Annotated in this window: 13 protein-coding genes and 1 pseudogene; 5 read left to right on the top strand and 9 right to left on the bottom strand. The window is 73.9% G+C overall.

All coding sequences use genetic code 11. The annotated features are described in order from the left end of the window. Positions 1-697, bottom strand: a pseudogene (locus tag ACFV9H_RS36345) (hypothetical protein); the annotation flags it as partial. Between the two features lie 295 nt (positions 698-992). On the opposite strand from ACFV9H_RS36345, the gene ACFV9H_RS36340 reads away from it, so the two are divergent. Next, a complete protein-coding gene (locus ACFV9H_RS36340) occupies positions 993-3,083 on the top strand; it encodes a PhoX family protein (RefSeq protein WP_385407146.1) in 2,091 nt (696 codons plus the stop codon). A gap of 70 nt (positions 3,084-3,153) precedes the next feature. Here the strand turns inward: ACFV9H_RS36340 and ACFV9H_RS36335 are convergent, their stop codons facing one another. The 4 genes from ACFV9H_RS36335 to ACFV9H_RS36320 form a co-directional block, all read right to left on the bottom strand. After that, complete coding sequence (locus ACFV9H_RS36335; RefSeq protein WP_385407182.1) at positions 3,154-4,350, bottom strand: sensor histidine kinase; 1,197 nt, start codon at positions 4,348-4,350, stop codon at positions 3,154-3,156. Positions 4,351-4,397: 47 nt separating this feature from the next. After that, positions 4,398-5,111, bottom strand: a complete 714-nt coding sequence (locus ACFV9H_RS36330) for a hypothetical protein (protein WP_385407143.1) — start codon at positions 5,109-5,111, stop codon at positions 4,398-4,400. A gap of 261 nt (positions 5,112-5,372) precedes the next feature. Further along, positions 5,373-7,367, bottom strand: coding sequence for an FUSC family protein (locus ACFV9H_RS36325; RefSeq protein ID WP_385407140.1), 1,995 nt, complete (start codon positions 7,365-7,367; stop codon positions 5,373-5,375). A gap of 80 nt (positions 7,368-7,447) precedes the next feature. Next, positions 7,448-8,275: a hypothetical protein gene (locus ACFV9H_RS36320; protein ID WP_385407137.1), complete on the bottom strand. Its 828-nt coding sequence runs from the start codon at positions 8,273-8,275 to the stop codon at positions 7,448-7,450. 111 nt (positions 8,276-8,386) lie between these two features. Between ACFV9H_RS36320 and ACFV9H_RS36315 the strand changes: the two genes are divergently transcribed. The 3 genes from ACFV9H_RS36315 to ACFV9H_RS36305 are packed head-to-tail and all read left to right on the top strand — an operon-like array spanning position 8,387 to position 9,780. Further along, the gene (locus ACFV9H_RS36315) at positions 8,387-8,878 is read left to right on the top strand and encodes an RrF2 family transcriptional regulator (RefSeq protein ID WP_385407134.1); all 492 of its coding nucleotides are present in this window, start codon (positions 8,387-8,389) and stop codon (positions 8,876-8,878) included. 39 nt (positions 8,879-8,917) lie between these two features. Continuing rightward, positions 8,918-9,313, top strand: coding sequence for a RidA family protein (locus ACFV9H_RS36310; protein WP_385407131.1), 396 nt, complete (start codon positions 8,918-8,920; stop codon positions 9,311-9,313). 59 nt (positions 9,314-9,372) lie between these two features. After that, on the top strand, positions 9,373-9,780 hold the full coding sequence (locus ACFV9H_RS36305; RefSeq protein ID WP_385407128.1) for a hypothetical protein: 408 nt from the start codon (positions 9,373-9,375) through the stop codon (positions 9,778-9,780). A gap of 187 nt (positions 9,781-9,967) precedes the next feature. Here ACFV9H_RS36305 and ACFV9H_RS36300 read toward each other — a convergent pair whose 3' ends face one another. The 4 genes from ACFV9H_RS36300 to ACFV9H_RS36285 all read right to left on the bottom strand — a co-directional run bounded on the left by ACFV9H_RS36300 (position 9,968) and on the right by ACFV9H_RS36285 (position 12,647). Continuing rightward, the gene (locus ACFV9H_RS36300; RefSeq protein ID WP_385407125.1) at positions 9,968-10,153 is read right to left on the bottom strand and encodes a hypothetical protein; all 186 of its coding nucleotides are present in this window, start codon (positions 10,151-10,153) and stop codon (positions 9,968-9,970) included. Between the two features lie 67 nt (positions 10,154-10,220). Then, positions 10,221-10,562, bottom strand: coding sequence for a hypothetical protein (locus ACFV9H_RS36295; protein WP_385407122.1), 342 nt, complete (start codon positions 10,560-10,562; stop codon positions 10,221-10,223). Between the two features lie 78 nt (positions 10,563-10,640). Then, complete coding sequence (locus ACFV9H_RS36290; RefSeq protein ID WP_385407119.1) at positions 10,641-11,246, bottom strand: hypothetical protein; 606 nt, start codon at positions 11,244-11,246, stop codon at positions 10,641-10,643. A 549-nt stretch (positions 11,247-11,795) separates the two neighbouring features. Further along, complete coding sequence (locus ACFV9H_RS36285; protein ID WP_385407117.1) at positions 11,796-12,647, bottom strand: hypothetical protein; 852 nt, start codon at positions 12,645-12,647, stop codon at positions 11,796-11,798. Between the two features lie 677 nt (positions 12,648-13,324). Here ACFV9H_RS36285 and ACFV9H_RS36280 point away from each other — a divergent pair. Beyond that, positions 13,325-14,056, top strand: coding sequence for a tol-pal system YbgF family protein (locus ACFV9H_RS36280; protein ID WP_385407114.1), 732 nt, complete (start codon positions 13,325-13,327; stop codon positions 14,054-14,056). The last annotated feature ends 200 nt before the right edge of the window (positions 14,057-14,256 follow it).

Below are 14,256 nucleotides of genomic sequence, written 5' to 3'. Positions count from 1 at the left end.
GCTCGGGCTGGTCCTGCGCCTGCGGGGCGTCAGCCTCTGGCTGGTCCGCAGCCGCCGCGGCGGGCTCCGCCGTGGGCTCGTCCTGGTCTTCGGCCTCGGCGGCGGCCAGGGGCTCCGCCTCGGGCTCGGGCTGCTCCGCGGCGGGGGCTTCGGCGGCGGGCGACTCCGCCTCCGGCGCGGTCGCCTCGGCGGCCTGCGGCTCGGGCTGGTCCTGCGCCTGCGGCGCCTCGGCCTCGTCCTGCTCCGCAGCGGCCGTGGTCGCCTCGGCGTCCTGCGGTTCGGGCTTGTCCTGCGCCTGCGGGGCGTCGGCCTGGGGCTGTTCGGCGGCGGCCGGGACCGGGTCCGCCGTGGGCTCGGCCGGGGCGGCGGCCAGGGGCTCCGCGTCAGTGGTGGTCGGCGGCTCCGCCGGGGAGGAATCCGGGCCGGGCTTCGCCGCAGGCGCGCGGCGGGCTTCCGGGACGGTGGGGTCCGCCGTGGGGGCGGGCGCCGTGAGGAGGGTGCCCGGTTCGCGGTCTCGCGGAGCGGACTGCGGTGGAACGGACGGGTTGTCGAACGACGCGGCGACCAGTTCGGCCGCAGCGTCCAGCGGGGTGCGTTCCGCCTGGTTCGGGACAGCCGCCGAAGGGGCGCCCGAGGTCTCCGGAACCGGTTCCGCAGACCGTCCGAACACCTTGCGCAACAAGCTCCGAATACCCATGGGCCAGGCCTTTCGCATGAGTGCGTGCGTCATTTGTCCGTGCTGCGCGGATGATCCCTGCCCAGAGTGGACACGTAAGGTTATCGGCCGCCCGGCTGGATCTTCGGGAGGGGCGCCCTTCGTGGCGCCCGGCCCCCCAAACGCACCCACACTGTCCGTGAACTCCCGCTCCGACGTGCCGGGTTCACCGACCGTTCATCCCTCCGCCGCCGCTTCGGCGCAACCCGCGCCTACCGTCACGGCTGGATTGTTCCGACACGTTGTCGGCGCCCACGCAGCTACTCGGAGGACACTCGTGCGCAAGCTTCTGCCGCTCATCGGCAACCCGCATGGGAGCGGTCGGTCCGCTCTCACCTGTCGCTACCGCTGTGGCGACGCATGCTTCCACGAGGTGCCGAACACCAGCGACAACGAGTACGCCGGCGACGTCATAGCCAAGGCCTACTCCCGTCGCTCGATGCTGCGTACGGCGGCCGTCGTCACCGTCGCCACCGCCGGCGGTACGGCCATCGCCCTCAGCGGCCCCGGCCAGAGCGCCAACGCGAACCCGGCCGGCGAGGCCACCACCGCCGGTGCCGAGGGGGCCGGCCAGGCCGCCCGCGGTCTGCGCTTCACGCCCGTCGCGCCGAACACCGCCGACCAGGTCTCCATCCCCGAGGGCCACGACCAGAACGTGGTCATCCGCTGGGGCGACCCGATCATCAAGGGTGCCCCGGGCTTCAACGCCGACAAGCAGACCGCCGCCGCCCAGGCCGGTCAGTTCGGTTACAACAACGACTTCCTGAGCCTCCTCCCCCTCGGTGGGAAGTACGAGCGCCAGCAGCTGCTCGTGGCCAACCACGAGTACACGGACGAGATCCTCATGTTCAAGGGCTACGACCCGGCCAACCCGACCCGCGAGCAGGTCGAGATCGCCTGGGCCGCGCACGGCCTGTCCGTGGTCGTCGTCCAGGAAGACCACCGCAGCGGCAAGCTGACCGCCGTCAGCCGCCACGAGCTCAACCGTCGCCTCCACACGACGAGCGAGTTCAAGATGGCCGGCCCGGCCGCGGGCAGCGCCCTGCTGAAGACCTCGGTCGACCCGACCGGCACCAAGGTCCTCGGCACGCTCAACAACTGCGCCGGTGGCACCACCCCGTGGGGCACCACCCTCCACGGCGAGGAGAACTTCAACCAGTACTTCGCCAACGGCGGCTCCGTCACCGACCCCGTCCAGGCCGCGCGGCTCAAGCGCTACGGCATCACCGGCGCCGCCTCCGAGCGCAAGTGGGAGCGGTTCGACAAGCGCTTCGACGTGGCGCAGGAGCCCAACGAGTCGAACCGCTTCGGCTGGGTCGTCGAGCTGGACCCGCACGACCCGAACTCGGTCCCGCGCAAGCGCACCGCGCTCGGCCGCTTCAAGCACGAGGCCGCGCAGCCCCGTCTGACCGTGGACGGCCGTCCCGTCGTCTACATGGGCGACGACGAGCGCTTCGACTACTTCTACAAGTTCGTGTCGAGCAAGCAGATGAAGAAGGGGAACAGCCGCGCGGCGAAGGAGCACAACCTGACGCTCCTCGACGAGGGCACCCTCTACGTCGCCAAGCTCACCGGTGACTCCCCGGCTGCCGAGATCGACGGCACCGGCAAGCTCCCCACCGACGGCCAGTTCGACGGCACCGGCGTGTGGATCAAGCTCGCCACCGGCAACGTCTCCCACGTCGAGGGCATGACCGCCGAGGAGGTGTACGTCTTCACGCGCCAGGCCGCCGACAAGGTGGGCGCCACCAAGATGGACCGCCCCGAGGACGTCGAGCCCTCCCCGCGTACCGGTCGCGTCTACGTCGCGCTGACCAACAACACCGACCGCGGCAAGCCCGGCAAGGCGGAGGGCGCGACCGAGGCGAACCCGCGCAACCAGAACAAGCACGGCCAGATCCTGGAGCTCGCCGAGTACTTCGACGACCCGGCGGGCGAGGGCTTCGCCTGGCGGCTCTTCCTGGTCGCCGGTGACCCGAACGACCCGGCCACCTACTTCGCGGGCTTCCCGAAGGACAAGGTCAGCCCGATCTCCTGCCCGGACAACGTGGCCTTCGACCCGCACGGCAACCTGTGGATCTCCACGGACGGCAACCAGCTCGGCTCCCACGACGGCCTGTTCGGTGTCGCCACGGCCGGTGAGCGCCGCGGTGAGCTGAAGCAGTTCCTGACGGTCCCGCGCGGCGCCGAGACCTGCGGCCCGATCATCCAGGACAAGCGCGTCCTGGTCTCCGTCCAGCACCCGGGCGAGATCGACGGCGCGTCCGTCGAGAAGCCCCAGTCGGTGTGGCCCGACGGACCGGGCAAGATCGTCCGCCCGGCGGTCGTGTCGGTCTGGCGCAAGGACGGCAAGAACATCGGCGTCTGACCGATGCGTTGACGGTTGACCGTTTCACGTGAAACATCCGCTCCGGTGGATGTTTCACGTGAAACACCCCTCAACTCCCTTGGGGCAGGCGGCCCACGGGAAGCCTGAGTGTGGTGATCGCACCGCCATCGGGCGCGTTGGCGAAGCTCAGCTCGATCTCCAGTACCGCCGCCTGCCCGGCCACGATCGTCAGCCCCAGCCCGTGGCCGCGCCCCCGGCCGGGGTCCCCGGTGCGGAAGCGCTGCGGGCCGTGCTCGATCAGTTCGGCCGGATATCCGGGCCCGTGGTCGCGGACCACCACGACGGGCCCGTCCACGGTCACCTCCACCGGCGGCCGGCCGTGTTTGTGGGCGTTCGCGAGCAGGTTGGCCAGGATCCGGTCCAAGCGTCGCCGGTCGGTCAGCACCGCCGCGTCACGGATCACCCGAACCGAGGCGGCCAGCCGGGTCCCGGCGACGGCCCGTTCCACCGCGCGCCCGAGTTCCACCCGACTCAGGTCGGCCCGCTCGACTCCGGAATCCAGCCGGGAGATCTCCAACAGGTCCTCGGTCAGCAGGTGCAGAGCCTTGAGCCGGTCGTTGATCATCTCCTTGGGGCGTCCCTCCGGCAGCAGCGCCGCCGCGGCCAGCGAGCCCGTGAGCGGGGTGCGCAGCTCGTGCGCGACATCCGCCGTGAAGCGCTTCTCCGCCTCCAGCCGTTCCTGGAGCGATCCGGCCATCGAGTCCAGCGCCTGCGCCACGTCCCGTACCTCGTCCCGGGAGTGGGGCTGGCGCGGATCACCCTCGGCGGGGAAGTCCACGCGGGCGTCCAGGTCGCCGGCGCTGATCCGGCGGGCCACGGCGGCCGTGGTCGCGAGCCGCCGGCTGATCCGGTTCGCGAGGAACAGACCGGCCAGTGCCACCACCCCGGCGGCGACGACCGACGAGGCGAGGATCGCGGTGTCGATGTCCCGCAGCCGGTCGCGGGTGTGCGCGTACGGGATCCACACCGCGAGGGCCTTGTCGTCGGCGGGCCCGGCGGCCCACATCACGGGCTCGCCCTTGTACGAGCCGACCATGCTCCCGGTGTCCCCGCGCGCGACGAGCGTGCGCAGCGGTCCGGGCAGGTCGGGCGGGTCCAGGGCCACGTTCACGTCGCCGTGCGTGGTGCCGTACTCGTAGTGGCCGAGGGCGTGGTTCAAATCCCGGTCCACCTCCTTGCGGACCTCGCCGACGATCTGCCGGGCGACGACGTTGTGCACCAGGATCCCCAGCGCGGCGGCGACCATGCAGCACACCGTCGTGGTGGTCAGGGCGATCCGCCACCGCAGACTGCTCAGCGCTCGCACGGAACCCCGCCTTCGCCCGCCAGCGCGTCGTCGCTGATGCCGGGACACTCGTCGAGGGTGAGCTGGGACAGGTTCATGGTCCCGGTCTTGGGATCCCACACGTAGTCGGAGACGGCGACGTACGTGGGGTTCGAGGTCGGCTCGCGCACCGCGAGGTGCTCGGCGGCCACCTCCACGCCCTCCAGCACCGCGCGCCGGGACAGGATCCGGGCCACGCGGCCGTCGGCCAGGACGGTGTAGACGCGCAGCTCGCTGAGCCGGCCGTCGAGGTCCAGGGCGGTGATCAGTTCCTCCCGGCCGTCGCCCGTCAGGTCGTGCAGGACGGGCGGGCGGACCGGGCAGTCGGGACCGCCGTCCACAGCCTGTGTGCAGAGTGCGAGCCGCTGCGGGGCCCGGGGGTCGACGAGCCGGCCGGTTCCCCCGTCCTGGGCGACGGAGGCCTTCACATCGGCCCGTACGACGGAGAGGGCGTTCACCCCGCGCAAGTTCAGGTCCACCACCTTGGGTATCCCGGGCACGGCGGCGGCCGTCCCCGGCTGCTGCCCGGGCCCGGGCGGATCGGGGCGGAACTCCCTCCACAGGGTCTGTGGCGCGTGTGCGGTGCCGAGGTCGCCGGCGTCCTTGAGGCCCTCCACGTCGGCGCAGCCCGTCAGTACGACGAGAGCCAGTACTCCTGCGGCGCGCTGCGGGGTGGGGCGCATGCTCCGATGCTGCCCCGGCGGGCGGCCTCCGGCCCGGTCGTGGGGCCGTTCGGGGGATGCCGGGCCGGTCCCCTTGCGTGTGTGCGGGTGCGGGTGCGGGTGCGGGTGCCGGTGGGTGGGTGCCGCTGCGCGGAGCTGGTCCCCTACCCGCCCTTCCACCGTTCCCCGGGCTCCGCCCGGACCCGGTCCTCAAACGCCGGACGGGCTGAAAGTCCGCCCGGCTGGGGCGGGGGCCCAGGGCTGGCGGCGCCGGGCGGTGGGTCAGGGGCTGGGTTGGGTGATGGCGCGGGCCGCCGCGACCTCTTGGCGGACCGGGGACAGGACGCTCGACTCGTCGGCCTCAAGGGTCACCTCCACCCGGACCGGTGTCGTGCTGCTCCGGACGCCCTCGGCCAGGGAACGCAGCTGCCGGGTGATCCATTCGACCTCGCTCGCCGCAGGCGGCACCGCGCCGTGGTTGACGCGGACGCGGGCGGCGGTGGTCGCGTCCACGATGCGTTCGACGGCCACCACCAGCGGCCACCACGCGGCGGCGCGGGTGCCGGTCGGCGGGGGTTCGGTCAGGGCGCGCTGGAACTCGCTGCGCACGCCCGACAGGTCGCGGTAGATCCGCCGCCGGGCCTGGAGGCGGGACTGTCGGGCCACTCGGAGCGCGGCCTCGTCCGCGACCGGCGCGAAGGCCCGTTCCACGTACCGGGCGGCGTCGTCCACGGTGTCCGCGAGCCGGTCCCCGATCCGGGTGTGCCAACTCTCGGGCCACAGCAGGTAGCCGGCTATCAGGGTGATGGCGCAGCCGATCAGGCTGTCCAGCAGCCGCGGCCGGATCAGGTCGAAACCCGAGTGGTTGAGCAGGTCCGAGAGGAGGAGGATCACCGGGGTGATGGCCGCGGTCTGGAAGGCGTAGCCCTTGGCGGAGAACGCGGGGATGAGGGCGGCCAGGACCATCATCACGGGTACGTCCCACCAGCCGCGCGGCACCTCGGCGAGCACGGCGGCCGCGATCACCAGGCCCGCCGCGGTGCCCAGCGCGCGCAGCACGGCCCGGGAGAACACCGAGCCGAAGTCGGGCTTGAGGACGAAGGTGACGGTCAGCGCGACCCAGTAGGAGCGCTCGACCTCGATCAGGGAGACGAGGGACTGCGCGAGCCCGATGCACAGGGCGAGCCGCAGGCCGTACCGCCAGGAGGCGCCGGACAGCATCATGTCGCGGACCGCGCGCCGGGCGCGCACCCGCAGGGCGGCGGGCCTGCCGAGGCGGTCGTCTACGTTGAACGGGTCGGGCTCGGGCTTGTGCACGATGTTCGCCGCGTGGCGCAGCGCGGCGTCGACGGCCCGCTCGGCCGGGGTGTGCGGTTCGGGCAGGTCCAGTACCGGGGTCCGGGTGCGGCCTTCCTCCACGGCCGTCGCCAGTTCCCGTACGGCCGCCGGGATCTCGGGGGGCAGCGGCCGGCGTCGCAGGTGCGCGGCGGGCGCGGCCTCGACCAGCGGGATCACCACGTTGAGCTGGGCCAGCATCCGCACCAGCGCGGGACTCCGGCCGTGCACCCGGGCCCGCCGGCCGAGCACGAGGTCGTAGGCCTGGTTGAGGGTCTGGGTGACCCGCTGACGGCGCTCGTCGAAGGTGGCGCCCGGCCCGCCGGCGGCCTCCAGGGCGTCGGCCAGGGCCCGGTAGGTGGCGGCCACGGCGGCCCGCTCCGGCTGCCGGCCGCGCAGCGGCCAGCCCAGCAGGGTCAGCGCCAGGACGAACAGCCCGCCCGCGCCCAGCAGCAGCGGCGCCGTCCACCAGGGCCGGGGCATCGGGAGCCCGGCGCCGACGACGGCGGTGAGCAGGAGCAGCAGCCCGGACGCGGAGGCGACCGTGCCGATCGAGGAGATCATCCCGGAGAGCAGGGCGACGAGGGTGAGGGCGCCGACGGCCAGCCAGCCGTGCCCGAAGACCAGGGTGCCCAGCGCGATGCCGACGGCGCCGAACAACTGCGGGACGGCGATGTTCAGGATCCGCATCCGGTACGCGTCGGCGGTGTCGCCGATCACCCCGGAGAGGGCGCCCATGGAGACGAGCGCGCCGTACTCGGGCTCGTCCAGCGCGAAGCCGACGGCCAGCGGGGTGGCCAGCGCGATCGAGGCCCGGGCCACGGCGGCCCAGGGGATCGGGGCGGAGGCCGGCTTCAGTCCCGAGAGCAGCCAGGCGGGCGGGGCCAGCGAGTGGTGCCGGGCCCGCCGCGACGCTATGTGTTCGGTGCCTTCGGTGCTCATTCCCGTTCCGTGCCGCCGCTCGCGAATCGGTTCTTCTGGGGTTTTCGGCGTCGTTCTACGTAGGTTGGTACCTTCCGAGCTTATGGGGTGCGGCGCAGTCGGCCCATCAGCCAGGCCCCCAGCGCGGCGGCGAGACCGACCGCCAGCACCACCCAGGCCGTGGTGCGCAGGAATGCGGTGAGGGCGTCGTACACGGCCCCGGCGGCAGCCCGGTCGATGTCGGCGGGCAGATCGTCCAGGGTGAGCCTGCGGCACAGGTCCACCGCGATCCACAGCAGGCCCGCACCGATCGCGAGCCCCAGTCCCGTGGCGATCACCGCGCGCCGTCGCTGGAGGGCGACAGCGACGGCGGTCACGGCCAGGACGAGGGTCAGCACGGGGAGCCAGACGCCGGCGATCTGGAGCATGCGGAACCCCTTCCGGAGGGCGCCGAGGTTGTCGTACTCCATGACCTTCACGGAGATGTGGGTCACCGGGATCCGGTCGGCGAAGGGCACGCCGTCGTCGACGAGTTCTTCCTTGATCTGCGCGATGACGGGGGCGAGGTCGATGGTGACGGCGTCCCCGTGGCCGGTGGTGAGCGCTTCGAGGAACGCGGCGTGCGCGGCGCGGTTGGCGGCGTCCCAGGCGGTGCGGTAGGCCGGGGTGCCGGCGAATGACCGCAGGGCCTCGCCGAGCAGGGCGTCCACCCCGCTCTGGAAGGGGCCGGCGTCGATCTGTCCGGCGAGCGCGCGCGTGGCCTGGGTGACGACGAGGTTCTGCACGGCCGGGTCCTCGGCGAGCGGGGACATCGCCGCGGTGTAGCGGTCCGCGTCCGCCAACTCGCGGTCGGCCCAGTACGCGACGGCGCTCGCGGGCACGAGCAGGGTCACGAGCACGATGAGTACCGCCGACAGGATGGTGCGCACGTCACCAGGGAAAGCGGGCGGGGCCTGCGGCGCGAGCGGTGTTGCTGCGGGCGGGTGGCGAGTCGGCCTTGCGCGCCAAGATTCTGGATATCTAATATCCAGATTATGAAGATGAGCGAGGGTGTCGAGTGGGCGCTGCACAGCTGCGTCAACCTGGCCTGGATCGGCCCCGAGCGGGCCGTGTCCGCGGCGCGGCTCGCCGCCTGGCACGAGTTGCCCGCGGCCTACCTCAACAAGCAGCTCCAGGCGCTGGCCCGGGCGGGCATCCTCACCTCCAGTCCCGGCCCGCGCGGCGGCTTCCGGCTGGCCCGCCCGCTCACCGCCATCTCGCTCATGGACGTGGTCGCCGCCGTCGAGGGGCCCGAGGAGGCCTTCCGGTGCGCGGAGATCCGGCAGCAGGGACCCGGCGCGGCACCGGAGGCAGAGGCGGAACCGGAGGTGGGCCAAGGCGCGGAGTGCGCCATCGCGCACGCCATGGCCCGGGCCGAACTGGCCTGGCGCCGAGCCCTCGCCGCCCAGAACCTCGACGAGATCCGGCAGCAGGCCGAGCGGCAGGCCCCCGGGGCAGCCGAACGGCTCCGCGCCTGGCTCGCCGAGCAGTAGTCAGACCCACGGACACGGACACGGAATCAGGGGATCGGCATGACGCGCAGCATCATCAATCCGGCAGGACTCCACACCCCGACCGACTACGGCTACAGCCACATCGTCTCCGCCCCTGGCGAGCAGGTCTTCATAGCCGGCCAGTACGGCTCCGACGAGAACGGCCACGTCGTCTCCGACGACTTCGCCGACCAGGTCGAGCGGGCCTTCGCCAACCTCCTCACCGCCCTGGCGGCCGTCGGCCTCGGCCCCGCCGACGTGGTCCGCATCGGCACGTACGTCGTCGGCCACGACCAGGACAAGCTGGACGTACTCCTCAAGCGACTGCGCGCCACCTGGGGCACCGAACCGCCCGCCCAAACCCTGATCGGGGTCGCCGCCCTCGCCCTGCCCGACATGCTCTTCGAGATCGACGCCGTGGCGGTCCGCGGCTGATCCACTTGCCGGGTGGGGGCGCCGGGTGTGCCCTGGATGATGGGAGAGAGGAGCCCGTCATGGCACATGCGGCACCCACCGCCCACGGGCGGCAGCACCGGCAGATGGCGGACATGACCCACCTGAGCAAGAGCGCCTACACGCGGCCACTGCTCCTCGGACTCGTCTACGGAGTCTGGGCCGCCTTCATCCAGCGGCAGATGGGCCCGGTCGACGCGGGCAACGTGTTCTACGGGATCCTGTGCGGCGTGCTCTTCGCCGCGATCATGTTCGGTCTCGCCCGGATCGGCCCGCGCCTCAAGCGAGAGGTGCACGCGGCGGCGTACGGGGTCTTCGCGGGCATCGCCGTGGGCTACCTGCACAGCCTCACCAACCAGTCGATCCTCAAGGCCGTCGTGGTCGGCTTCTTCGTCGGCGTGGGCGTCGGCGGGGCGGCGTTCTACCGCTACTACACCCGCGAGGACTGAGACCGGCCCTGTGGACGGCGGTACTTTCGGCCGGGTCGGGTCGGTACTTCCGCCCGAAGCGGTCGGGGGGTCGCACATCCCACACTGAACAGTGGCGCCGGTTCCCGTGCCGTGGTCGAACCTCACGTGACCACTCTCCGTTGCCGAGGGCACGGGAACCGGCGTTCCTTCGATTCCCGCGGCCGGTCTACGCGGCCGGGTCCGCGGGGGCGTTCTGCTGCTGTTCACTCTCGGACGCGAGGGACGTGACGGGCGCTACGGGTGCGACGGGCGCGGCGGGCTCGGCCGGCTCGGTCTGCCGGACCGGCGGGGTGAAACGGGCGGCCTCGGCACGGAGCATGGCGTTCAGCGCGGCGTACGGGTCGATGGGCATGGCGGAACCTCACGGGTGTGCGGGGTGTGCGGAGTGGGGGGTCTGCGTCGGTCGGGGCTCGGCCCGGTCAGCAGCGCAGGACCACACTTCGCGCCGTCCACGCGGACGGCACCGCTTCGATCGCCCCGCACCCGGGGGCCCCGGCGTGTTTCACGTGAAACACCGGGGCCGGCCTCAGCCGTACGCCGCCCGGAATCCCGCGCGCGGCCAGCCGTACGGCAGCCCGCACCTCGGGATCGGCGGCCGGATCCGACGGCCCCTCGGTGGGTTCCGCGGGGGCGGTGGAGGCGGGCCGCGATTCGGCGGCCATCGCGGCGGCCGGACCGGCGCCGAACACGCACAGCAGCACGACGCAGGCCGCTGTCAGGGCCCGGCTCAGTGCCGTTCGCGCGCGCTGCCTCCCGCTCATGCGAGGGGTGTGCCCCGGCGCCCGGGGCAACTCCCGGAGACACCACGAGAGTCCCCCGACCGGGGGACGAAGACCCCCCTAGCGGGTGCGGCGCTGGCCCGTCAGCCGGGCCAGTACGGCGGTCTCGCCGCCGATCACGCGCAGCTGGGGCCGCCCGGCCGGGTCCTCGTCTCCGGAGGCCTCGCCTGGGGAGACCCGTACGACGGTGAACACGGCCGTACGACCGTCCGCGCGCGGGATCTCGACGGTCCGGCCCGGCCGCAGCTCGCCGAGGCGGAGACCGTCCCCCGTGATCAGTGCGGTGCCGGCCGAACCGGGCGGCGTGCCGTCGGAATCCCAGGCGGCCGCCCCTTCGCCGTCGGTCAGCGGCAGGTCCACGCGCAGGCTCGGGACGCGCAACCGCAGCGGCCGCGCGGGCCGGAGCGGACCCGTGACCGCCCGCAGCGGGCCCGGGGCGGTCCTGAGCGACCGAGCCCCCTTGCCGGGGGTGTGTTCCTCGGAGCGTTCCAGTTGCCGGACGAGACGGCGGTGGCCGGACAGGCCCAGTGCCCGCGAGGGCAGCGAGTCATCGGTGGTCGCGGTCGAGGCCGTCGGGCGGGCGCCCTCGGTGCTCTGCAACACCCCGATGCCGGTGCACAGCAGAGTCACCGTCAGTGCGGCGACGACCCACTTGGCGCGGGGCATGGCGATCCCTCCTGTCCGGCTCGGGCGGCCGGGTCATGTGAGCAGTGGACACCTCCTCTGCCCATCCACACTCCCTGAAACACCGGACACTGACGGTGCGTCACGGGTGCGCGGCATCGGAACCCGGGCGTCTTCGCAGATGGCGGCCCGTCCACCCATCGGGAAGCGGCCCTCGGGGGCATACGCCCGAACGGGTGAGATGCGGGATGGGGCCTTCGGGCGTGTCGTGGCCGTGGCGCGTTCTGCCCCATGCGAAAACCTGTCAAACAGGGGCGTCCGGAGCGTTGTTGGCATGAGTTGCGGGGGTCCGCCCACCCCCTTTGCCTTGAGGCATGAATGATCCATTCGCATATGCCCTTGCCATGGGCGCCCCTCGGCTCGCGCCGGAGTCAGGGCCCCGCTCCGGCCCCGGGGACGCCATACCAGGGGCGGCGGGCTTCGGCGTCGTCGCCTCCCCGGTGCCCAGGACCCGTTCCGCGGCCGCGTCCCGCAGGGCGTCCGCCAGGCCGTCCACCACCCGCCGCTCCCGCCAGGGGTGCCCCGGTGCGCTCATGCCTGCGCCGCCGAACGCAACGACGGCAGAGCCGGAGCCGCGGCCCGGGTGAGGTACCCGGCGGCGACCGGCGGCAGGGTGATCGCGGTGGTCGGCGCCGTCGGCTGGAGGGCCGAGAGGCGCCGCAGCAGCCGTGCGGCCGGCCCCGGACCGACCGCCTCGGCCAACACCGCGGCCGGGGTGGGCCGCGAGTGCACCCAGCCGATGCGGCGCAGCCCCGACCAGTCGGCCTGCTCGCCGGCATCGGCCAGGGCCCGGGCGGTGGCCGTGAGCGGCAGCAGGTTCACCGCCGCCGGAGCCCCCGCGAGGCCCTCGCCGGCGCCGCCGGCTCCGGCCGGGGTGGGCCGGGTGGCCTCGGCGACGGCGATCCGGGTGAACGGCGGCCGGGGCAGCTCCGGATGGTCGGCGAGGTCGCTCACGGTCGGGGCCAGGCAGTGCACCCCGGCCGGGAACCCGTCCCGTACGGCCGCCGCCGCCACCGCCCGCCCGGCCGGGCCCCCGTCCCCGCCGGTGACCACGTGGAACGCCGTACGCCGCCCCCCTCCGGCGGCGAGCGGCAGCAGGGCTGCCACGACCTCCGCCGCCGGCTCCACGCACCAGACGGCGTCGAAGCGGGCGGTGGAGCGGGAGGCGAGGGCGTCGGCGGCCCGCCGCGCGTCGAGGCGGACCGCGAGCAAGTCCACGTACTCGGGATACAGCCCGATCAGCGTGAGCTGACGGGCCAACAGCAGCCGCGCCTGCCGAACGTCGGTGGTGGTGAGCAGGGTCAGGTGGTGACCGCGGCCGAGGAGTTCCGCGGCCAGGCGGATTCCGGTGGGACCGGCCGCGCCGGCGAAGGCGATGTGCACAGCTGACTCGTTTCGGAGGTGGAAGCGAGCCGGGGCCGCGCCCGCCCCCGGCTCCCCGCCTGGTTCAGATTCGGAGGGGCTGCACCGGCTTGCCGTCCGGACCCTCGCGGACACCGACCCGCGCACCCGCCCCGGGCTGCTGCGCAGCCCGTACCGGCCCGGCCCGGTCGCGGCCTGGCGGCCGGCGCCGGAGACCCCCGCCCCGCCGCCCGGAACATCGGTCGCGCAGCTCGCGGCCAGGCGCCACCTCGCGGGGCACGCGGAACAACTGCGCGCCCTGGTCCACAATTTCGCCGGGCTCTACCTCACCCACGGCGGCGTCCACACCCGCGCGGCCCTGGCCGCCTGGCTGGCCCAGGACGCGGGCGCCTTCGCCGCGCGCCGCCCGGTCCCCCCCGGGGAGCTCCACCGCACGCGGGGGCGGGCACGCCCCCGCGACGGGGCCGGCCGAGCGCGGCGGCCCGGGTTCAACGGCGGCCGGTTCCGCCGCGCGTGGTGGCGGGACGGCTACCGCAGGCACCCGGGGTGGAACGGTCGCCGCCCGGGGCCCCGGCGGCCCGGATTTCCCGGCCGGTTCCGGCGCGCGTCTCGGCGACCTCGCGGGTGGCCCGGGTGCCGTCGTCCGTGCGGGCGCGGCCGGTGGCTCGGATGGGTCCCAGTGGGCCGATGCCCGGGAGGTGCTGTGCCGCTACGCGCAACTCGCCCACCTGCTGGCCGATATGACCGTCGACGCCGGGCACCACGGGCTGGCGCAGGAGTACCACGCCATATCCCTCGGCCTGGCCCGGCAGGCCGGGGACCGGCGGATGTACGCCATCACCCTGCGGGCCATGAGCGCGCACGCGGGCCGGCTCGGGCAGCCCGCGCACGCGGTCCGCCTGGCCCGGCTCGCGGTGGACACCGCCCCCGGCGACGGCGACCCGGCCGTACGGGCCTACCTCCTCGCCCAGCGCGGCGCCGCCCGCGCCCACGCGGGGGAGCGCGGCGCCGCCCTCGCGGATCTGGCGGCCGCCGACGAACTGCTCGCCCTGGCCCCCCAGGACCCGAGCCCGTTCGACTCGTACGGCAGGGCCGACCTCGACTTCGTCCGAGCCAGGACCCACCTCGCGCTCGGCGAGTACCCGGCGGCCGCCGACGCCCTGGAGCGGTCCCTGCGCGCCCGGCCGCCCGGCCAGCACCGGCCCACCGCGCTCACGCACGCGCTGCTCGCCGAGACCGTCCTGCGGCTCGGGCACCTCACCCGTGCCTGCGAACACTGGCGGGCCTTCCTCACCGCGCTGCCCGCCGTGCACTCCCGCGCGGCCCGCGAGGCCCTCGGGCGGCTGCTGCGCGACCTCACCCCGTACCGCCACGTCCGCGAGGTGGTCCCCACCCTGGCCATGGCCCGGGCCTTCGCGGAGCGCCTCTGAGGATCGTGCCCAGGCCCGCGACGGGGCGGCGCTGATCCGGCCTGGTCGCCCTTTTCCGAACGACGGGCCCTAGGGCCTGTCGTCAAATTCCCGTCTGCCCCGCGGCGTCTGGCACGCACTCTCGCCGCACCGGGCGAAAGCCCAAGTACGTCCAGTACGAGGGCTTCCGCCCGGCACGCCGAGAGCACGCACCAGACGCC

This window comes from Streptomyces sp. NPDC059874 (assembly GCF_042731135.1).
Taxonomy (GTDB): domain Bacteria; phylum Actinomycetota; class Actinomycetes; order Streptomycetales; family Streptomycetaceae; genus Streptomyces.
The sequence above is the reverse complement of the archived record's forward strand: the minus strand, read 5'-3'. Positions and strand labels throughout refer to the sequence as shown.